We start from the raw sequence: 20,024 nt of genomic DNA, 5'->3' as shown, positions 1-20,024 counted from the left end.
CTTTCCCTCCGCACGTTCGCCACTTCCCCCTCTCCTGACACCCATGCGTACGGCGCCGCCGCGCACGCGAATCCGAAAGGGACGCCCATGTCCTCGCTCCACCTGATGCTCGGTCTGCTCCTCGTCCTTGTCACCGGTCTGCTCGTCGTCGCCGTCGGCTACGCGGTACACCGGCACCCGGCGCTCAACGCCTCGGTGATGGCCGGGGCGTGTGTCCTTGGAGTCCTGGTGGCCGTGATCGGCGTCATTCTCGGTGTGGGCGCCCAGTAGCCGCAGGTGCGCAGTGCCGGGGCGTCCGCCGAGTCACGCCCCGATGGGTAACCAACACCTCCAGCAGCAGGGGGTGATGCGGCACACCGACGCCCCACCAGCCACCAGCCACACGAAGCCGTGCCGACGCGCACGCACCGCAGTTGATCACGGCGCCCATCCGGACGGTGCCCGACAAGGACATGCCCACCCTCGACGCCTCAAGTCCCGCCCCTCGCCGCTCAAGTCCCGCGGCAGAAGGGGGCCGCGGCCTCGCGCCTCTCTCAACCCACAACACCTCAGATGCCCTCAGCCCGCTTCCGCCCATCCCGCCGGTGCACAACGCCATGGCAGGCCACCGCATACCCGGCCCCCCGCCCCCACGCGCGAGCCACGACCACCCCGTCCGTCACCCGAACCCCGCACTCGGTATCGTCGCCGACCGAGTCACAGCCGAGAGCGTCGGCGACCGCACCGTCGTCGCTGAACACAACACGCAGCCGAGGCAGTTCCCCCACCGGGAAGACCCGGCGCAGACAGCCGATGAGGTCGAGGAGACGGAGTCGCGCCAGCCTGCCGGTCTCGGCCGGGTCGCCCGTCAGGACGGCGATCGTCACCTCGTCGCCGGGCCGGGCCGCGCGGACCGCCTCCTCGGCCGCGGACAGCCGGGCCACGCCCAGCGCGACGACGATGCCGTCGCCGCCGAGGCCGACCGGACGGCCGGTGATCTCGTCACCCAAGCCCCCTGGCGGCACCCACTGATCCTTCGCAGGCCGCGCCGGAGCGACGAAGGGCGCGTGAGGCGGCTCCGTGTCGTCCGCGAGGGCGATGCCGGCCAGGTGCTCGGCGGCGTCGGCCAGGTCGAACGGGTCGCCGATCCCGGGGGCGTTCTCCGCGAGGCCGGCCGCACCGTGGAGCAGGGTCAGGGCCAGCGAGGCAGGGCGCGCCATCCGGGCACCGGACCCGGGGCACGACTCCAGGGCCAGAGCGAGCAACAGCGCCTCGAACCGTACGAGTCCGGCCAGCGCGGCCCTGCCCGGCGCGGTGTCGAGCACGCCGGACAGCGAGCGCAGTTGCAACTGTCCGCTGCCGGGGGTGTCACCGGCGAGGGGGAGTCGTTCGAGCCAGACCCGGGCGAACGCGCTCAGGGCACGCCCTGCGGAGCCGGGTGAGGCCACCGGGGCTTCGGCGGCGGCCACGCGCCGCTCGGCGTCCTCGGCGAGCACCGCGAGGTAGAGCGCGCGCTTGCCGGTGAAGTTGGAGTAGACCGCGCCCCTGGTCAGTTCGGCCCGCTCGGCGATGCGGTCGACCTTGGCCTCCGCATAGCCGTACTCGGCGAACTCCTCGCGGGCCGCGACCAGCACCGCGGCCCGCGTCCGCTCCTGCTGCTGCGCCCGGGTCAACCGCGCCATCGTTTCCCCTCTCCGCTCGATGGCATGATACAACCATCATCCAGATGTCAGCATCATCTGAATGCATCGAACATCGGAGACGGGATGGGTGGATGATCATGGGTGACAAGGGGTTCGAGGCCGACGGCCTGGTCAGGAGATTCGGCCCGACGACGACGGCCGACGGGGTGAGCCTCGCGGCCCGCGTGGACGACGAACTGACCGGGCGGGTCGATCTCGTCATGCCCGTGGAACACACCACGGCAGGCATGGTCCGCCATCGCGGCGGTACTCGGGCCGCCGAAGCGCCCGTACACGAACGACTCGCACAGCACATACGCATGCGTATGCCTATACCCATACGCCCGCCCACACGCCTCCGCACCACCGACAGCCTTCCCACCAAGCGAACCGCACACCCGGGGGACACGACATGACCTGGTCGGAAACGCCCACCACCAACAGCAGCCTCTGGGTGTTGCACGCCCTGCGCTGTGCCGGCGCGGCCAGCCTCGGCCGCCTCTCCGCCGTCACCGGCCTCGACGAACCCGACGTCGAGTCCGAACTCATCGACCTGGGGGCCACCGGTCTCGTCACCCGGTTCCCCGGCGACACGCCCTGCTGGGCGCTCACCCACACCGGCCGCGCCGCGGACGCCGAGCGGATCACATACGAGCTGGACTCAGCCGGCACACGCGGCGCCGTCGAAGCGGCGTTCGATCGCTTCCTCATCCTCAACCCGGAGCTGCTCGATCTCTGCAGTGCCTGGCAACTCCGAGCCGTCGACGGCGTCATGAGCGCGAACGACCACCTCGACCCCGCCTACGACGCCCGCGTCCTCGACCGGTTCACCGACCTCGACCGGCGCGTCGCCCCCGTCTGCGCCGAACTCCGCGCCGCGCTGCCCCGCTTCGGCCGCTACCGGATCCGCCTTGCCGACGCCCTCGCCCGCGCCGCCACCGGCGAGCTGGTGTACGTCACCGACAGCACGGCCTCGTACCACACCGTGTGGGCGGAACTGCACGAGGACCTGCTCGCCACCCTGGGAAGGCAGCGATGAGATGGATCCGCCCGCTCTTCACCGACCCGGGCGAGGGAGCGGAGCCGCGGGAGGGACCGGAGCCGGGCGAGGGGCCGGAAACGGACCAGAGAGCGGGGCCGGAAAAGACAGACGCGGCACCGGAAACCCTCGGCAGCAAGGCACTCGGCCTCGCCCTCCTGCACCGCCTCGGACTGCGGGTCCCGCCCGGGTTCGTCGTCACCACGGACGCCTGCCGCGCCTTCCTGCGGGACGGTCGGCTGCCCGACGGACTCCACGACGAGCTGGCGACCGCCGTCACCGACCTCGAACGCGCCACCGGCCGCACCTTCGGCGGACCGCCCCGGCCACTCGCGGTGTCCGTCCGCTCCGGCGCCAGCGTGTCCATGCCCGGCATGATGAGTACGATCCTCAACCTCGGCCTCACCACCCGGGCCCGCGCCGCCCTGGCCGCCGAAACCGGCGACCCGGCGTTCGCCGAGAACGCGCGACAGCGCTTCCTGTCGAGCCTCACCGACGCGACCACCGGCGACACACCCGTCCCGGACGACGCCCACCAGCAGCTGGAACGGGCCATCGAGGCCGTGTTCTCGTCCTGGAACGCGCCACGCGCCCGCGCCTACCGCGCCCTGCACGACATCCCCCACGATCTCGGCACGGCCGCGATCGTGCAGTCGATGGTGTTCGGAAACCGCGACGCCCGCAGCGGCACCGGGGTCGCGTTCAGCCGCGACCCCACCACCGGCGAGAAGACCCCGTACGGCGAGGTTCTCTTCGGGCACCAGGGCGAGGACGTCGTGTCCGGCCGGACGACGACCCGGCCCCTGCGCGCACTCGCCGAGCGGGAACCGGCGGTGTGGACGGAACTCCGCGACGCCCTGGGCCGGATCGAGGCCCACTACCGGGACGCCTGCTACACCGAGTTCACCTACCAGTCCGGCGCGCTGTGGCTCCTCCAGGTCAGACCCGGCCGGTTCACCGGCGCCGCCGCGGTCCGCCTCGCCACTGAACTCGTCGACGAACGGCTCATCGGCCGCCATGAGGCGCTGCGCAGGATCTCGACCGAACACCTCAGGCACGTCCGTACGCCACGCATCGCGTCGTCCGAGGACACCCACCTCCTGGCACGGGGCATCGGTGCCTGCCCAGGCGTCGCGGCCGGCCGGGTGGCGACCACCCCGGAGCAGGCCGTACGCCTGGCCAGGGACGCCCCGGTCATCCTGGTACGCCCGGAGACCTCCCCGCACGACATGCGGGGCCTCGCCGCCGCCGCGGGAATCGTCACCGCGCGAGGCGGACCGGCCAGCCACGCCGCGGTCGTCGCCCGCGCGCTGGGCAAGCCCGCGGTCGTGGGCGCGCCCGGCCTCGCCTTCGACAGCGAGGGTGACGGGCACGGCGAGGGCGAGGGCGGCAGCGGCTCCGTGACAGTCGGCGGTCTCCGCCTCGACGAGGGCACCTTCGTCACCATCGACGGGACCAGCGGCGAAGTCGTCCTCGGCCGCCCCCGCATCAGCACCGACCCGGCCGGCGGCCACCTCCGCCGACTGCTCGCCTGGGCCGACGAGATCGCGGGCGACCGCTCGCCGGAGGGCGTCCAACGCAGCGAAGCCCAACGCCTGGCGGCGGCCCAGGCGGCGCTGGCGTCCGGCGGCGACATCTGACACGAAGACCCCGAAGGGGCCGGAGACCGGGGCGGGCGAGCCACGCCAAGGTCCGGTTCCCCGACCGACGACAGCCCTCACCCATTTCGTGGCGACCCTTCTGAACCGTCCTCCGCTCCCGGCCGTGTACGGGTCGACATCCCATCCAGAACGATCGCAACAGGCAACAGGGGGAATGAACATGGGGGACAAACGGGTTCGGCCGCGCCGTTTGACGGCCGTACTGGCCACGCTGCTCCTCGCCTGTCTGGCGCTGCTCGGCGGCGGCACGGCGGCGCAGGCGGCGAACGCGGACAGCCATGTCGTGGCGACCTGGAACATGCAGGCCGGTCCGAACCAGTGGGGCGGCGCGTACACCCTCGCCCGTGACCACGACACCGTGGCTCTTCAGGAAGTGCCGCAGGGTCATCCCGCCGGGGCGACCTTCCAGGGCCTGGTCAACGGTGTGGAGCACTATCTGTGGGTGGAGGGCAACGGTCCGCTGCGGCATCTGTTCATCCTGCGGACGACCAGCCGCCACCTCGGCATGATCACCACCTATCAGCCGGACAGCGTCCAGGTCATCCAGGGGGTCTACCGTCCCGCGCTGGCGGTGGTCAACGAGGCCGACAACGTCATGTTCGCCTCCGTGCACGCGGCATCCGGTGGCGGCAACGACGCCGGTTCGCTGCTGCGGCGCATCGAGCAAGCCGCCATGTACGGGAACTTCCTGGACTGGGTCGCGCTGGGCGACTTCAACCGCAGCCCTCAGGACCTGGCCATGATGGGTGTGCCCCCGGGCGCCCGGATCTACCACGGCGGCCAGGCGACCCAGCTGTCGGGCAACGAACTCGACTACATGGTCTCCGATGTCCACACCAACCGCTGGCAGGCCACGGTGCTGCCCAACCACGGCAGTGACCACTGGCCCATCCGCTTCGGTTCGCTCCAGGCGGCGGCGGGACCGGTCGACCTGACGATCCACGCGGACAACAGTGACCGGGTCCTGGATGTGTACCAGGACGAGCGCGCCAACGGCACCCATGTGATCCAGTACCAGAACACCGCTGCCGTGAACCAGCAGTGGCAGCTCCGGCCGCTGGGCATCACCGGCGAGAGCGGCAGGCCGATGTACCGGATCGTGAGCAAGGCGAGCGGCAAGTGCCTCGACGTCGACTCGGGACCGAGGTCCGGTGCGGGCGACTACCTCAACATCTGGGACTGCCACCCGGACGGGGGCGACCCCGGTCAGGGCGCCCCGCACCACGACACCCAGAACTTCACCCTGGAGGAGCCCAACCCGACCTTCCCGAACCTGACGGCCCTGCGCAACGAGGCCACCGGACTGTACGCCAACATCAACAACAACGAGACCCAGGACGGCGCCTGGGTCATCCAGTGGCCCTACGAGCAGGGCCCGAACGGACCCGACCCGGTGGCCAACGAGACCTTCTTCCTGCATCCCACGGTGTAGGCCCGCCCCGTCCGCGAGCGACAGAGCGCCAGCGCCGCAGTCCCCGTCGGTCGGCGGGGGCTGCGGCCGTCGGCCTTGGGTCCGCGTGACGGAGGGGCTTGTGATCGGCGGGACATCCGACCGGCGGGGCGGCGGACGGCAGCGCGGGATCCCCGCCGTCCGCCGTCCGCCGCAACCCTCCCCGGCATCGGGCACCCGCCAGCCCCGGGACCCCAACGTGGAGGGACGGACGAGGGCACCGCGGACGGACGCTCATCCGCCAGGCGGCGCTCCCTCCCCGAGCCAGGAACGGTGTCCGTGCGGTAGGGCTCCACCAGCGGTGGGGCCCGGAGGCCGCGGCCCCCGGCGTCGCGCGGCGGGCGTCCTCCGGCCGTCAGCGGCGCAGCGTGGTCTCCCGCTCCAGACGCGACAGCTTCTCAGGATTGCGCATGGCGTAGAGCCCGGTGACGAGGCCGTCGTCGATGCGCATCGCCAGGACGGTGTCGATCTCGCCGCCCAGCCGGACGATCAGCGCCGGGTCGCCGTTGACCCGTGCGGACCGCCACGACATCGCGGCGCCGATCCTGCCCAGCACACCGGCCACCTGATCGGCTCCCACGACGGGTACCGGCGCGGCCCGCACCACTCCGCCCCCATCGGTGAGCAGGACGACGTCCGGGGCCAGGATGTCCAGGAGGCGTCGCAGGTCGCCCGTCTCGACCGCCTGCCGGAACGCCTCGACGGTGCGCCGGTTCTCGGCGGCGGACGCGGCCCCGCGTGGCCGGCGCGCGGCGACGTGACCCCGTGCCCGGTGGGCGATCTGACGGACCGCGTCCTGACTCTTGCCGACGGCCTCGGCGATCTCGTCGTATCCGAGGTCGAACACCTCGCGCAGCACGAACACCGCCCGTTCCGTCGGGGTGAGTGTCTCCAGCACCAGCAGCATCGCCATGGAGACGCTGTCGGCCAGCTCGACGTCCTCGGCGACATCGGGCGTGGTCAGCAGCGGCTCGGGCAGCCAGGGGCCGACGTAGGACTCCTTGCGCCGCCCGAGCGTGCGCAGCTGGCTCAGTGCCTGCCGGGTGGTGATCCGGACCAGGTAGGCGCGCTGGTCCCGTACGGTGTCCAGATCGACGCCCGCCCATCGCAACCAGGTCTCCTGGAGCACGTCCTCGGCGTCGGCGGCCGAGCCGAGCATCTCGTAGGCGACGGTGAACAGCAGATTGCGGTGGGTGACGAACGGCCGGGTGACGGTGTCCAGATGGTCCCCACGAGCGGCGCGGCGCCCCTCGGACGCGTCCTCTGCCCGGTCACTCATGATTGGGTCGTTCATCGCGGGCTCCCGTCCGTCCGTCCGTCCATCCATCGATTCGTTCACTCATGACTGCGCCGTACACCAGACGCCGGCCCCCACCACTCTGTGACGCCCGCGGAGGGTGACGGGTGCCACATCGCCATGGCGTCACAGGGACCGGGCCGCCGGCATCTTGTGTCCGTCCAGGTCAGTAACCGGCAACACCACGAGTGAGGACGACGCCATCATGGAACCCCGTTTCAACCTGTTCGACAGCCCGACCGCCGCGAAGGTCGCCAGGCGGTTCTACAACACCTCGATGGCGCTGGAGGCATCGACGCTCACGAAGACCCTGCGGGAACTGGTGGAGCTGCGGGTCGGCCAGCTCAACGGCTGCGGCTTCTGCGTCGACGTCCACACCAAGGAGGCCGCAGCCGCCGGTGAAACCCCGCTCCGGCTCAACCTGGTCGCCGCCTGGCGGCACAGCACCGTGTTCACCGCCGCCGAGCGGGCCGCGCTGGCCCTGGCCGAGGAAGGCACCCGCCTCGGCGACCACGGCGTGTCCGACGAGACCTGGGCCGAGGTGCGCAGGCACTACGACGACGACCAGGTCGGTGCGCTGGTCTGCCTGGTCTCCCTGATCAACGCGGCCACCCGGATGAACGTGATCGTGCACAACCCGGGGGGTTCGTACGAGCCGGGCATGTTCGCCCGAGAGACCCGCGAAGGGGTCGGTCCTCAGCGATGAACGGGACGACGCGGAACCCGGCTGGCAGCAGCGGCGGAACCGTCTCGGCCGCTCGGTGGACGCACCGGCCGCCCGCTCCCGCCGCTCTGCCTGTGGCAGGCATCGATCAGCAGTCGTCCGGGGTGTCGTGGTCGTCCAGGGCAATGAGTTCCGCCGTGAGTTCCATGCAACGCTGCCGGGCGGGGGAGAAGTCGTAGGGCATCTTCGTGCTCGCTTCGAAGGCGCTCAGCCGGGCGTCCTCATCGCCCGTCAGGTCGGCGTCGTAGATCTCGAAGAGCCTCTCCTCGGCCGCGTCCAGCCCGTCCGCCTCGGTGGCTTGCAACAGGGCCTTGTGGTGCGCGCAGTGCCGCGCGGCGAGTTCTTCGACTCGTGGGTCATGGGGATCGACGCTGTCGTCGAGGGCGGCGTCGGCCGCGTCGAGGCGATCCGCTTCGGCCCGCAGGTCGGGGTGGGTGGCCAGTGCGATGAAGACGCTGGCCTGGACGGCGGCTCCCAACGGTCCGAAGATCCGTTCCGTGATCAGCATGGCGTCCAGGTCGGAAGGGCGCAGGGCGCCCGTGGGCAGCTGGCTGAGCCGGTCCGTCACCAGGGAGGAGAGCAGCCCCAGGGGGCTGCCCACGGCCCGCAGCCGCTGGACTGCCGCGCGCTGACGCCTGATGTCGGCCTCCTGAGCGGCCAGGGTGTCCTCCAACCGGCCCAGGCTCTCCTCGATGTCCCGGGCTCCGTCGAAGGCGGACCGCATGTCGTGCAGGCTGATTCCGGCGTTCGCCATCTTGCGGATCCAGAGCAGCCGGATCATGTCGTCGTAGCCGTAGCGGCGGCGGCCGTCCGCGCCGCGCTCAGGCTCCGGCAGCAGCCCGATCTGGTGGTAGTGGCGGATGGCGCGCGGGGTGGTACCGGCGAAGGCGGCGGCATCACCGATCTTGACCTGGCGGGGAGGCATGACAGAGGCGTACATCGCGAAGCGGGCCTTTCTCGCAGTGGTGCCCCGACGACATCACATGCCGCTACGGCAGCTGCAACCCACCCGCGTCCCGCCACCACCGCAATCCGGTCCTTGGTCCTTGGCCCTCGCTCAGCACCGGGCCCTCGCCGCCGTCGCCGATCCGGGCATGCCGGAGTCACCCTTGCCCCTCACCCGTGAGCCGCCGAGCGTTGCAGAGCGAACGGCGGAGGGCACCGGGCTACTGCTCGCCCAGACCGGTGGCCCGCTGATCCACCTCGATGTCCGCGCGTCGTACGCCGGTGAATCGTGCGGGCCGGAAGGCCCTCAGGAGATCCTGCTCCTGGTCGGTGGAGATCTCGGCCGCGACCAGCCGTCCCAGAATCGGCGCCAGGGTGATCCCGCTGTGCGAGACGAGGCAGTAGACGCGGGACTGAGCGCAGGCGTAGCCGGCGACGGTGTGGCCGTCCACCGGCAAGGACCGGAACCCGACGCGCAGGTCGATCTCCGGCGCCCGGCCGGGGTGCGGCAGCAGGGCGGAGAACCGTCGGGCGAGGGCGTGCGCGATGTCCCCGTCCACGGACGGAGGGTCCGCTGGGTCGACGTCCGCATGGAGATCGAGGGCTTGCAGGACGGTACGCCCGCCGGACTCGGGACGGAGGTTGAGTCCGGGGCTGTGGATCACGCAGCGCAGGTCGAGCGCCGGGGACCGGGCGTACCCGAGCAGGCCGACGGTCTGCGCGCCGCGGCTGGTGTCGGTCACCATGGGAACGTCGATTCCGGCCGTCGCGGCGAGCCGTTCCGTCCAGCGCCCTGCCGCGAGGACGATTCGATCGCCGGTGCGGACCTCACCCCCGGCCAGGGTGACGGACACTCCGTCAGCTCTGTCGTCGATGGCCACGACCTCGCCGATCCGGCACCTGGCACCGTGCCGCTCGGCATCGGCCAGCAGGTTGTTCACCAGGAGGTCCGGCAGAACGTATCCCTCGCTCGGGAAGTGCGCGATGGAGGTGATGGCCGCCGGGATCCGGAGCTCACCCGCGATCCGAGCCGCGGTGCCGGGGGTGACCCAGCGCGCCGGGTAGCCGAGCGACCGCAGTCGTTCCACGTTGTCGGCGAGCCGCTGCTCGTTCGCGGCGTCCGCCCACTGGAGCGCCCCGCTGGGGAAGTACGACGGTGGGCCGCGCAGTTGCCCGGCGAGCCTGCTGTGCTCCGCCATCCCCGCGAGGTTGAGCCGGTGGTAGTCCGGGTCGGGCTTCCGACTGGAGTTGGTCCAGGCGAAGGTGGTCGCGGTGGTCCCGGTTCCCGCTCCCCGCTGGTCGAGCAGGAGAACCTCCTCCCCGGCGATGGCAAGCTGCCTCGCGACACTCACGCCCAGCACTCCGGCGCCGACGACGACGACCTTCATGGTGTGCGGATCTCCTTTCCGGCTGCGGTACGCGGCTCTCCGCCGCTCACATGACGGGCACGGGCAGTTCCACGAAGAACTCGGCGGTTCCCGGCCGGACGAGGGTCGTGACCACTTCGACGGCGCCTCCGTCGCCGTCGGCACGCAACTCCCTGCGGCGCATCAGCGCGGGCGTTCCGGCCCGGCTGTCCAGCAGCGCGGCGTCGTGTTCGTCGAGGACCACCGGGTCGAGGTAGAGCCGGATCGTGTCGACCGGCACTGCCTTGCGCTGAAGATAGGGGAGGGTGGCGAGGTCTTCGAGATTCTCGTTCAGCAGGTCGGGGGCGGCGGCGAACAGGACAACGTGCCGCTCGACCGACTGAGGCTCCTCACGCACATTCAGCTTGCGGCGGACCAGTTCCACCACGGCCGTGTCGGCGGAGGCGCCGGGCAGGGCGAGGACGGCGTCGGCGGCCCGGACGATCCGTGCGGATACGACCTCGTGTCTGCCCGGTGTGCCCTTTGCAGCCGCTGCGGGGGTGACGAAGTTGAGCAGATTGATCTGCCGCGTCACATCCGCGACGAACGATCCGTGGCGCCTCCGGCGGATCGCCAGTCCCGCTTCGGCCAGGTCATTGAAGACCCGTTGAGCGGTCGCACGGCTGACACCGTGCTCGGCACGCAGCTCCATCTCGCTCGGCAATCGCGCGCCGGGGGGCAGTTCCCCGGTCCGGATCTTCGCTTCGATCTCGCGCCTGATCTGTATGTAGAGGGGCACGGTCACGGTGAGACCGTACAATTGGTGGATTGACCGGTCAATATTGATTCGCCGAGGATATCTACTCAGCGACTGCCTTGCCGAGAGGCAGGCCAGCCCCAAGACCAGCCTCCCTGAGGTCCGCGCTGGCGGCCCATGAAGGTCGCCGCATCCGCCAACGGCGCGATCTCGACATCGAGTACGGCGATCAGCACGCCCCCGATCGCCGAGCCGGTCAGCGCCGCAGGACTTGCGCCGCACCGTCGTGCGGCCCAGCAGCCCAGCAGCCCGGCAGCTCTGGCCGGCGGTAATTCGGCGGGTTCGGCGAGCGTGGGCAACAGCACGGCGGAATGCCGCTGGCCGTGGGAATCGCCCGAGACGCGCCAGGACGAGGACCACCCACTGAGCTTGTTCTTCAAGCTCCGGCCCGGATGTCAGAGCCACCGCATAGAGTCCAGGTAATGGGGCCGGTACCGGGGCCACCAGCACCGAAGAGCGGCAGCCTCCCTGGTCTGCGCGGGGGTGGTCACGGCCCAACCGGCGTCCAGGCATCAGTCGAGGGCCATGAGTGCAGCCCGCCAGCCCGGCCCCATCCAGCGGTTGGAACTCCGCACACTCGGCATCCGGCACCTCAACCCCCATAGGGAGCGGTAGGTCCCGGCGAGCAGGGCGAGGGCGTCTTCCCGGCCCGGTCCGGCACGAGCAGCCACGCCCCCTCCGACGACCCGCAACACACCACCCGCAGAGCGCCCGTACCAATCCCCCTTCCACAACAGGAGGGCCCGAGACAACCGTCCCCGACCCCTCCCGCCGTACGGACCCCTGTCACCCCTCCGCCGCCGTCGGCACCACCAGCGGCACCGCCCCCGGACGCCCCCGTCGCCACTCCCTCACCGCGCCGACCACCGCACCCAGCACCAGAAGCCCCGGCATACAGTTGATCAACGTTGACTCACTCCCCGTCACCTGTGGATAGTGCGTGATGATCAGCACCACGCAGGTCAACAGTGCGGGCAGGGACAGCGCCGGAGCGATGCGCGTGGCCCAGACGGATCCGGTCAGGGTGCCCTTGAACGCCGCCACCAGGACGCTCGCACTGCACAGCACCATCAGGGTGAGCAGCCCGAGCGAGGTCACCCCGGCGATTGCCGGTACGAGACTGAGCAGCGGGTCCAGCCCGCCCACCGCGAACGGCACCAGAAGTCCGACCATCACGACCACCTGCGCGGTGTGCGCGATGTGCGGAGTCCCCCGGCGCGGATGCACCGCCGCCAGCCGCCGCGGCAGCAGCCCGGCCCGCCCCACCGAGAAGAGATACCGCGCGGCCACCGTATGGAAGGAGACCGTCGCGCCGAAGAAGCTGACGGCGATGATCCCCCCGAGCACCGGCTCCAGCCACGCCCCCAGGTGAGCCGTGGCCACCCCGGTCACCAGCCCGCCCGGATCGGCCTGCGCCGCACCGGCGACATCCCCGACGGCCGCCACCACGGTCCAGGAGGCCGCGACAAAGAGCAGACTCAGCAGCCCGAGCGCCAGATACGTGGCCCAGGCGACCTGCCGGCGCGCGTTCCCCGCCTCCTCGGAGTAGCTCGCGCTGGCCTCGTAGCCCGCGAACGACAGCAGCACGAACACGATCGACAGCCCGAACTGACTGCCGAACACCGCCTCCGGAGCCAGCACATCGGCCCGATACGAACTCCCCGGATCGGCCAGCACCGCCACCATCAGTGCCAGCACGATCGCGAACTGCACGAGGCACACCACGGTCGTGACCTTCGACGCGATCGAGATACCGAGATGACCGAGCACCCCGGTCGCCGCGACGACCACGGCCGCACACACCCACCAGGCCACATCCACCCCGAACGCCGAGGCCAGAAACCCCTGGGTGAAGTAGCCCGTGAGCGCGGCCATCCCCACCGTGCCCGCGTTGTAGAGCACCGCCGCCACCATCGCCGAGGCCGCGCCCACCACCCGGCCGAGCCCATACCCGATGTACGCGTAGTACGCGCCGCTGTCGACCACGGTCCGCGCCATCGCCAGATACCCGGCCGTGTACACCGCGAGCAGCGCCGCGACCACGATGATCACACCCACGGTCCCGGTCCCCGCGCCGAGCGCGAAGGTGAGGGTGAAGTTCGAGGACAGCGCGGTGAGCGGCGCGGTGGCCGCCATCACCATGAACAGCATTCCGGGTACGCCGATGGCGCCCCGTCTGAGCGACTTCCCGGCGGCGGGCTGGTTTTCCATGGGGACTCCTCCGGCACATGCAGTGAACGGAACGAACGGGATGGGGCGGGATGAAGCGGAACGCGATGGAGCGGGATGGAGCGGGATGGAGTGGAACTGGATGGAGCGGGATGAAGCGGATTGGAATGAGCGGAACGGGGGCCTCACGCCCCCGGCGCGGGGCAACGGGGGGCGCTTGTCGGGCCGGAGCTGCTCGCATGGATCGCCGTAAGCAATCTCCTGGCCGCGTTGACCGCAGTGAGGGCGTTGACGGCATTGACCGCATTGACCCAGTGGGGCATGGGGTCCATGACCCGCCCGCCCCTTGACTCTCTGATCAATTTGATCAACAGATCCCTTGATCTTGGATCAAGACGCTGGATTCGGCGTCAGTACACTTGAACGAGGATCAATGCGTCAAGAGTGCGTACGCGATGAAAAGTCGAGGCGTCTCCGGCGTCGACGCCGGCGATCCGCTCCCGGGTGGCCATGAACCCCTCTTCTCCCGGGTGGCCATGAACCCCTCTTCTCCCGGGTGGCCGTGAACCACTCTTGACGGGTCCGCCCGTGCCTCCGTACCTTCATGTCACATTCTCTTGATCCTGGATCAATAAATGGTTCTCCCAAGGTTGTGAGGCGAAGGTCATGGCAGATGTCATCGTGGTCGGCGGGGGCCCGGTCGGGTTGTGGACCGCGGCCGAACTGCGGCGAGCCGGTGTCGCGGTGCTCGTCCTGGAGGGGACGGAGGTCCGGGACGCGCGCTCACGTGCCGTGGGCATGTCGGCCAGCACGCTGGAAACCTTCGCCACCCGGGGCATCGCGCAGCCGTTCATCGACGCGGGCAGCGTCATCCCCACCGGGCACTTCGGGGCGTCCTCCACCCGCCTCGACCTCTCGGTGCTCGGCACCCGGCACCCGTTCTCGCTCTGCATCCCGCAGTCCACGACGGAGACCCTGCTGGAGAAGCACTGCCTCGATCTCGGTGTGTCGGTCAAGCGTGGCCGCAGGGTGATCGGCCTGGCGCAGGACGCGGACGGAGTGACCGTCCGGGTCCAGTCACCGCAGGGCCATCGTGAGGAGTACCGGGCGGCCTGGGTGGTCGGCGCCGATGGCACCCGGAGCGTGGTCCGCGCGCAGGCCGGGATCGGGTTCCCCGGGCTGCCCGGCACCCAGACCGGCTGGCTCGCCGACGTACGGCTCACCAGGGAGCCGGACGGGCCGCGCGGCGGGCTCGGCAGGTCCGGTTCGATCCTGGTCCAGTCGATCGGCGACGGACTGTACCGGGTCGCCGGTGTGGACACCGGGACGATTCATCTCCCGCCCGAGGAGCCGCCGTCGTTCGAGCAGGTCCGCCAGTGGGCCATCGGCCTCCTGGGGGACGACTTCGGCATGCACTCCCCGGTCTGGATCTCCCGCTACGGCGACGCGACCCGCCTCGCCGACGACTTCCGCAAGGAGCGCGTCCTGCTCGCCGGGGACGCGGCCCACCAGTTCTTCCCGGCCGGCGGCCAGGGCATGAACACCGGTATCCAGGACGCCACCAACCTCGCCTGGAAACTCGCCGCCACCATCAAGGGCTGGGCCCCCGAAGGGCTGCTCGACACCTACGGCGTCGAACGCCGCCCCGCCGCACAGGCCGTCATCGACAACACCAACGCCCAGCTCGCCCTGTTCGCGGCCCGCACCCCGTCGGAGTTCGCCCTGCGTCAGGTGTGGTCGGAGGCGCTGGCCCTGCCCGAGCTGAACACCCTCTGGGCCCGCCGGGTGACCGGCTTCGCCGACCCCAAGCCGGACGAGGACCGGTACATGGCCGACCCCCTGCTGCTCGACCGGGTCACCCACATCGAGCACGACGGCAACGCGGACGGCGGCCCGCTCACCGGCACGGGCGTCGACACCTTCGCGCTGCTCGCCCTGGACCCGACGGTGACCGGCGCGCTGGCGACGCACTCCGCGCCTTGGTCCGGACGGGCCTCGGTCGTGTCCGGCCTCACGGCCACGGGCCCCCAGTGGGACGGCGTCCGCGCGGCCCTGATCAGGCCGGACGCCCGGGTGGCCTGGGTGGCGCGGGAGAACACCGACATAGCGAAGGACCTGCCGGTCGCGCTGGGGGAGTGGGCCGGCCGGGGATGATCCAGGGTGGGGCCGCGTCACCCCTGGCATCGCCTCTCCCTGGCCCCCATCCCGGCCCGGCCGCCCGGCCCTACCTCTCCGGCCTCGCCTCGCCGGGCCTTACCTCCCGGCGTCACCTCTCCCTGGCCGCGACTCCGGCCCCACCCCCCCGCTGTCACCTCCAGGGGCCTCAACCCCGGCCCCGCCGCCCGGCCCCACCTTCCTGGGCCTTACCCCACCTGCCTTGCCCCCGGGGCCTCACCCTCTCCCTTCCCCTTCCCCTTCCCCCTCCCTGTCGTCGCCTTACCTCTCCTCCCCTTCCCTCCCATCCCGCTCCCTCATACCCCGCAGCCCCGTCAGGAACAGCTCCACGTCGAACGCGAACCGCTCGCCGTAGGCGCTGTCGGTGTGGACCCCCACGATCCGGTCCAGCAGGGGATACCGCTCGGCGTCCACCCCTTGGCGCAGCCGGTCGCCGATCGCCGCGGGGGCCGCCTGTTCCTCCTGCGCGGACCCGATCACCAGGTGGGAGGCGTGCCAGGTGGCCCAGGACGCGGTCCGCTCGGAGAGCCCCGCGTCGATCAGTGTGGCGAGCAGGGTCTCGGCGAGGCGCAGGGTGTTGGGCAGCACCGGATAGGTGCCGGCCACGACCCGTGCCCCGTCCCGGTGGCCCAGCAGCGCGTCCCGATAGCGCCCGAGCAGCACGCGCAGCCGCTCCTCCCACGGCTCCGGCAGCGGCCCGGTGACGGCCGGGGCGAGCAGTTCGTCCGCCATCAGCTCCAGTAGCTCCGGCTTGCTGGAGGCGTGCCAGTACACCGTGTTGAGCTGAACGCCGAGATGCTTGGCGACCAGTCGCATGGTCAGTCCGTCGTAACCCGTCTCGTCGAGTACGTCGATCGCGGCCATGACGACCTTCTCGCGGCTGAGCGCGGTGCCGGCCCTGCGTGGCGACACATGTCCCCCTGGTTTCCCGGAGAAGTCGGTTCCGTTGCCCTGGGGGCAATCCCTACCGCCCTCTTGACGAATTGATCCGGGATCAACTCTACTGCACCTATCCCCCTTGATCCGTGATCAATTCCAGGAATGCCGGGAACGCTCATGAAACTTCTGAACTTCTCCATCGGCAAGGTGACCGTCCATGACATGGGGGGACAGGACGTGCCCAGCGCGCACATCAAGTCCCCGGCCCCCCGCCCCTGGCTGATCACCCCGGACGGGCCGCTCGGAAACGAGAAAGCGGTACATGTCGACGCGGTCTACGCCTTCTCCCGCGACCACTACCGCTACTGGGGTGAAGAACTCGGCACCGCCCCGGATTCCTGGCCGGACGGATTCTTCGGCGAGAACCTCACCCTCACCGACTTCGACGAGACCGAAATCCGCCTCGGCGATGAATTCGCCCTGGGCGACGAAGTACGGCTGGTCGTCGCGGGGCCCCGGGTGCCGTGCTGGAAACTCGCCTGGCGACTCGGCCTGCCCAAGACCTTCCTCTCCCGGTTCGCCGTATCCGGGCATACGGGAATGTACCTGGGCGTGATCGACCCGGGCGAGGTCCGCCCCGGCGACGCCCTGCGCCTGCTGCGCCGCGACGAGCGCAACCCCACCGTCGCCGACCTCGCCCACTACTGCTCCGGCGGCGTCGAACCACCCCTCGAACCCCTGCGGCGCGCACTCGACCAGCCCTGTCTGTCCGGCACCGTCCGGCTGGTCCTGGGTGCGAAGGCGACCGGCGCCGCCCGCCGGATCCGCCCTCGCGCCTGGCAGGGCTGGCGGCCGTTCACGGTGAGCGAGGTGGTGCGGGAGAGCCCCGAGGTCTGCTCGTTCGCACTGCGCCCCGACGACGAGGAAACCCTGCCGGAATTCCGCCCCGGACAATTCGTCTCCGTACGCCTGCCGGCGCAATGGTCCGAGTCCGGCGCGTCGCACGTCCGCCAGTGGAGCCTTTCCGAACACACCGAGAAACCAGGCACCTACCGCGTCACCGTCAAGGATTCCGGCCTGGCATCCGGCCTGATGCACACCCGGGCCACCACCGGGACCTCTCTCGCGCTGCGAGCCCCCGCGGGTTCCTTCACCCTCGACACCGGCGGATTCCGCCCCGTCGTCCTGATCGCCGCCGGAATCGGTATCACCCCGATCCTCGCCATGCTCCAGGCCCATGTCCGACGCGGCACGCAGGCCCCACCGCTGTATCTCCTCTACGGCGCCAAGAACCGTTCCAGGCAGCCCTTTCGCGACGAAATCGACCGCCTGATCGCGGAACTCGGCAATGCCACCGCCACCCATGTCTTCAGCGCACCCGAGGAATACGACCGGCCCGGCACCGACTTCCAGATCCGCGGCCGGATCACTCTCCCGCTCGTCCTGGAAATCCTCAAGGACAACTACCTCGGCGACCCCGCCCAACCCCTGCGCATCCCCTGGTACGAGGCCGATTTCTACCTCTGCGGACCCGACGAGATGTGCACCGGGCTCCGTGACGCACTGATCGAGGAGGGCGCGAACCCCGACCGCACCTTCACCGAAGTGTTCACCCCGGTCACGGTCGGAACGGCCGGGATCGACACCGCGCGCGTCACCTTCGCCCGCTCCGGCATCACCACCGACTGGCACGCCCAGGACGATCTGACCCTCCTGGAACTGGCCGAGGAACTAGGCGTCGACGTCCCCTCCGACTGCCGCGCAGGCGCCTGCCACACCTGCCGCCACGCCCTCCTGGACGGCGACGCATCCGCCACCACACCCACCACCAACGGCTCCCGGGACGCCCTCCTCTGCATCGGCAAACCCCTCACCCGACAACTGACCATCGACGCCTGACCGAACACTCACCGGGGCGCGTCCGCACCACGGTGGTCTCCTGCTGCCCTCGGTCAGCCGACCGACGCGCGTTCTCGACTCACGGCAGTGCCCGCTCGCCCCCGTTTCGCCTTTCGTCGGCCGCGCTGCGGGCGGCCATAGTGGCCTTGGCCGTCGACGATTCAGATGTCGACGGCGAAGAAGTGGAACCGGTGCAGCTGCGCGGACACTTGTTGGTGTGGACTTCATACTGCGTGAACGGGCCCGGTCCGGTGATCGGGCGGCGTTCGCCGAGATCTTCGACGAGCACGCGCGTGTCGTCTATGCCCATGCGATCAGGACGACAGGCGACTGGTCTCTCGCCGAGGACGTCACATCGCTGACGTTTCTGGAGGCGTGGCGGCTGCGGGACAAGCTGCGCGAGGAAGTGAGAAGCGTCCGGGCGTGGCTGCTGGGGATCGCGACGAACGTGATGCGCAACACCGGCCGGGCGGCCCGCCGGCACCGGGAGGCGATGTCCCGTCTGCCGCTGCCGGAGGCGCTGCCCGACTTTTCGGACGAGGTGGTCGGGCAGATGGCCGACGCCCAGCGGCTGGCTGTCGCAGCCCGCGCGTTGCAGCGTCTGAAGCGGACCGAGCGGGAGGTCTTCACCCTGGTCGTCTGGTCCGATCTGGGGTACGCCGCGACCGCCGAGGCGCTGGGGATTCCTGTCGGCACCGTACGCTCCCGGCTTTCACGCGCGAGAGAGAAACTGCGCAGGCTGGTGGAGGAGGAACTCACAGCGGATGGGCGTGGCGCGGAACCGCGGACCGGCAGCGGACACCCGTCGCGGAGCGGGGCGGCCACAGCCCGCACGTCCCACAGGAGGAGCACCCGATGAGCCCGGAGCAGAGCATGCAGCAGCGGGAACAGTCCGAGCGCGAGCGGGCGAGCCGGGTACTGCCTCCGGCTCCCTACCCGGAGCCGCTCCCCGGACGAATGGCAGCTCGTCGTGCGCACTTCCTGAGCGAGGTCGACCGGCAGCAGGCGCGATCCGGATCGTCCCTCGTGTCACTGCGCCCGAGCAGGCGCTGGGGGCTGGTGCTGGGAACGGCGGTGGCCGCCGGAGCGACCGTCGTCGTTCTCGGTGCCGGCTTGGGATCCCCTGACGCTCCGTCCGACCTGCCGCCGGCTTCGGCGGCCTCGGTCCGACTGCTGGAGAGGGCGGCCCTCGCCGCCGCAGCCACGCCCCAGACGACGGTGCGCGCCGGGCAGTACACCTACGTCAGGACGGTCGGCCACACCTCGGTGCTGTCCGAGACCGCGTCCGGCACGATGCGACTCTCGCGTCAGGACGAGGGCATGGAACAGTGGACCTCGGTCGACGGCAACGAGCCCACGCTCCAGCGCAAGGACGGCACCGACTCCCTGATCCCGGGCACGGCGGGCGGAGGCAACCTGAACTCACCGACCTACTCCTTCCTGGCCGCTCTGCCGACCGATCCCGACGCCCTGCTGAGGCGGATCCGCGACGATGCCGAGAAGAACCACGGAGCCGGCTCCGACTCCACGACCGGACCGGACCAGGAAGCCTTCGTCACGATCGGCGACCTCCTGCGCAACGGCGTGACGCCCCCCGGAACAACGGCAGCTCTCTACCGGGCTGCTGCCCTCATCCCCGGAGTCGATGTCGTCCCCGACGCCGTGGACGCGGCGGGTCGGCACGGAGTCGCCGTCGCCCGGACACATGACGGCGAACGCACCGAGTGGATCTTCGACGAGAGCACGGCCCGGCTGCTGGGTGAGCGCACGGTCCTCGTGAAGGACACCGCGTGGGGGAGGACCGGCACGGTCGTCAGCTCCGTCGCCCTCGTCGACAGCGGCATCGCCGACGAAGCGGGACACATTCCCTAGGGCGTGTCCGCAATGTCAGGTGGGGAGCCATAGTCGCAGGCAGGCGAGGGTGACCAGGGCTTGGTAGTGGTGGGCTCGTTTGTCGTAGCG

At 70.7% G+C, this 20,024-nt stretch carries 16 protein-coding genes; 9 read left to right on the top strand and 7 right to left on the bottom strand.

All coding sequences use genetic code 11. The features are described 5' to 3' along the window. Positions 1 to 87 precede the first annotated feature (87 nt). Positions 88 to 270 carry a hypothetical protein gene (locus ABZX40_RS20890; RefSeq protein ID WP_355740359.1) on the top strand — a complete coding sequence of 61 codons (183 nt, stop codon included), beginning with the start codon at positions 88 to 90 and terminating at the stop codon, positions 268 to 270. A 278-nt stretch (positions 271 to 548) separates the two neighbouring features. Here the strand turns inward: ABZX40_RS20890 and ABZX40_RS20885 are convergent, their stop codons facing one another. Beyond that, the gene (locus ABZX40_RS20885; RefSeq protein WP_355740361.1) at positions 549 to 1,661 is read right to left on the bottom strand and encodes a TetR/AcrR family transcriptional regulator; all 1,113 of its coding nucleotides are present in this window, start codon (positions 1,659 to 1,661) and stop codon (positions 549 to 551) included. A gap of 412 nt (positions 1,662 to 2,073) precedes the next feature. On the opposite strand from ABZX40_RS20885, the gene ABZX40_RS20880 reads away from it, so the two are divergent. The 3 genes from ABZX40_RS20880 (at position 2,074) to ABZX40_RS20870 (ending at position 5,793) form a co-directional block, all read left to right on the top strand. Continuing rightward, positions 2,074 to 2,700 carry a transcriptional regulator gene (locus tag ABZX40_RS20880; RefSeq protein ID WP_355740363.1) on the top strand — a complete coding sequence of 209 codons (627 nt, stop codon included), beginning with the start codon at positions 2,074 to 2,076 and terminating at the stop codon, positions 2,698 to 2,700. Next, complete coding sequence (locus tag ABZX40_RS20875; RefSeq protein ID WP_355740365.1) at positions 2,697 to 4,340, top strand: pyruvate, phosphate dikinase; 1,644 nt, start codon at positions 2,697 to 2,699, stop codon at positions 4,338 to 4,340. Before ABZX40_RS20880 ends, ABZX40_RS20875 begins: the two co-directional genes overlap by 4 nt. A 211-nt stretch (positions 4,341 to 4,551) precedes the next feature. Beyond that, complete coding sequence (locus tag ABZX40_RS20870; RefSeq protein WP_355740367.1) at positions 4,552 to 5,793, top strand: RICIN domain-containing protein; 1,242 nt, start codon at positions 4,552 to 4,554, stop codon at positions 5,791 to 5,793. A gap of 373 nt (positions 5,794 to 6,166) precedes the next feature. On the opposite strand, the gene ABZX40_RS20865 is transcribed toward ABZX40_RS20870, so the two are convergent. Then, positions 6,167 to 7,090, bottom strand: coding sequence for an RNA polymerase sigma-70 factor (locus ABZX40_RS20865; RefSeq protein WP_355740369.1), 924 nt, complete (start codon positions 7,088 to 7,090; stop codon positions 6,167 to 6,169). A 223-nt stretch (positions 7,091 to 7,313) separates the two neighbouring features. Here ABZX40_RS20865 and ABZX40_RS20860 point away from each other — a divergent pair, with 223 nt between their 5' ends. Beyond that, on the top strand, positions 7,314 to 7,814 hold the full coding sequence (locus ABZX40_RS20860; protein WP_355740371.1) for a carboxymuconolactone decarboxylase family protein: 501 nt from the start codon (positions 7,314 to 7,316) through the stop codon (positions 7,812 to 7,814). A 106-nt stretch (positions 7,815 to 7,920) separates the two neighbouring features. On the opposite strand, the gene ABZX40_RS20855 is transcribed toward ABZX40_RS20860, so the two are convergent. The 4 genes from ABZX40_RS20855 to ABZX40_RS20840 all read right to left on the bottom strand — a co-directional run bounded on the left by ABZX40_RS20855 (position 7,921) and on the right by ABZX40_RS20840 (position 13,151). Further along, on the bottom strand, positions 7,921 to 8,772 hold the full coding sequence (locus ABZX40_RS20855) for a MerR family transcriptional regulator (RefSeq protein ID WP_355740373.1): 852 nt from the start codon (positions 8,770 to 8,772) through the stop codon (positions 7,921 to 7,923). Positions 8,773 to 8,998: 226 nt separating this feature from the next. After that, positions 8,999 to 10,165, bottom strand: a complete 1,167-nt coding sequence (locus tag ABZX40_RS20850; RefSeq protein WP_355740375.1) for an FAD-binding oxidoreductase — start codon at positions 10,163 to 10,165, stop codon at positions 8,999 to 9,001. A gap of 46 nt (positions 10,166 to 10,211) precedes the next feature. Further along, entirely contained in the window at positions 10,212 to 10,928 is a 717-nt protein-coding gene (locus ABZX40_RS20845) for a GntR family transcriptional regulator (protein ID WP_355740377.1), read from the bottom strand. A 798-nt stretch (positions 10,929 to 11,726) separates the two neighbouring features. Then, positions 11,727 to 13,151, bottom strand: a complete 1,425-nt coding sequence (locus tag ABZX40_RS20840) for an APC family permease (protein WP_355740379.1) — start codon at positions 13,149 to 13,151, stop codon at positions 11,727 to 11,729. 624 nt (positions 13,152 to 13,775) lie between these two features. Between ABZX40_RS20840 and ABZX40_RS20835 the strand changes: the two genes are divergently transcribed. Beyond that, positions 13,776 to 15,263 carry an FAD-dependent oxidoreductase gene (locus ABZX40_RS20835; RefSeq protein ID WP_355740381.1) on the top strand — a complete coding sequence of 496 codons (1,488 nt, stop codon included), beginning with the start codon at positions 13,776 to 13,778 and terminating at the stop codon, positions 15,261 to 15,263. A 282-nt stretch (positions 15,264 to 15,545) separates the two neighbouring features. On the opposite strand, the gene ABZX40_RS20830 is transcribed toward ABZX40_RS20835, so the two are convergent. Beyond that, complete coding sequence (locus ABZX40_RS20830; RefSeq protein ID WP_355740383.1) at positions 15,546 to 16,196, bottom strand: TetR/AcrR family transcriptional regulator C-terminal domain-containing protein; 651 nt, start codon at positions 16,194 to 16,196, stop codon at positions 15,546 to 15,548. A 144-nt stretch (positions 16,197 to 16,340) separates the two neighbouring features. On the opposite strand from ABZX40_RS20830, the gene ABZX40_RS20825 reads away from it, so the two are divergent. From ABZX40_RS20825 to ABZX40_RS20815, 3 genes are all read left to right on the top strand, one after another. Continuing rightward, positions 16,341 to 18,062: an MOSC domain-containing protein gene (locus ABZX40_RS20825; protein WP_355740385.1), complete on the top strand. Its 1,722-nt coding sequence runs from the start codon at positions 16,341 to 16,343 to the stop codon at positions 18,060 to 18,062. 217 nt (positions 18,063 to 18,279) lie between these two features. Further along, entirely contained in the window at positions 18,280 to 18,921 is a 642-nt protein-coding gene (locus ABZX40_RS20820) for an RNA polymerase sigma factor (protein ID WP_355740387.1), read from the top strand. Further along, positions 18,918 to 19,934 (top strand): CU044_5270 family protein, encoded by a 1,017-nt coding sequence (locus ABZX40_RS20815; RefSeq protein WP_355740389.1) that lies wholly within the window; start codon positions 18,918 to 18,920, stop codon positions 19,932 to 19,934. The genes ABZX40_RS20820 and ABZX40_RS20815 overlap by 4 nt, the downstream gene beginning before the upstream one ends. The last annotated feature ends 90 nt before the right edge of the window (positions 19,935 to 20,024 follow it).

This window comes from Streptomyces sp. NPDC004610, assembly GCF_040609715.1.
Lineage (GTDB): Bacteria > Actinomycetota > Actinomycetes > Streptomycetales > Streptomycetaceae > Streptomyces.
The sequence above is the reverse complement of the archived record's forward strand: the minus strand, read 5'-3'. Positions and strand labels throughout refer to the sequence as shown.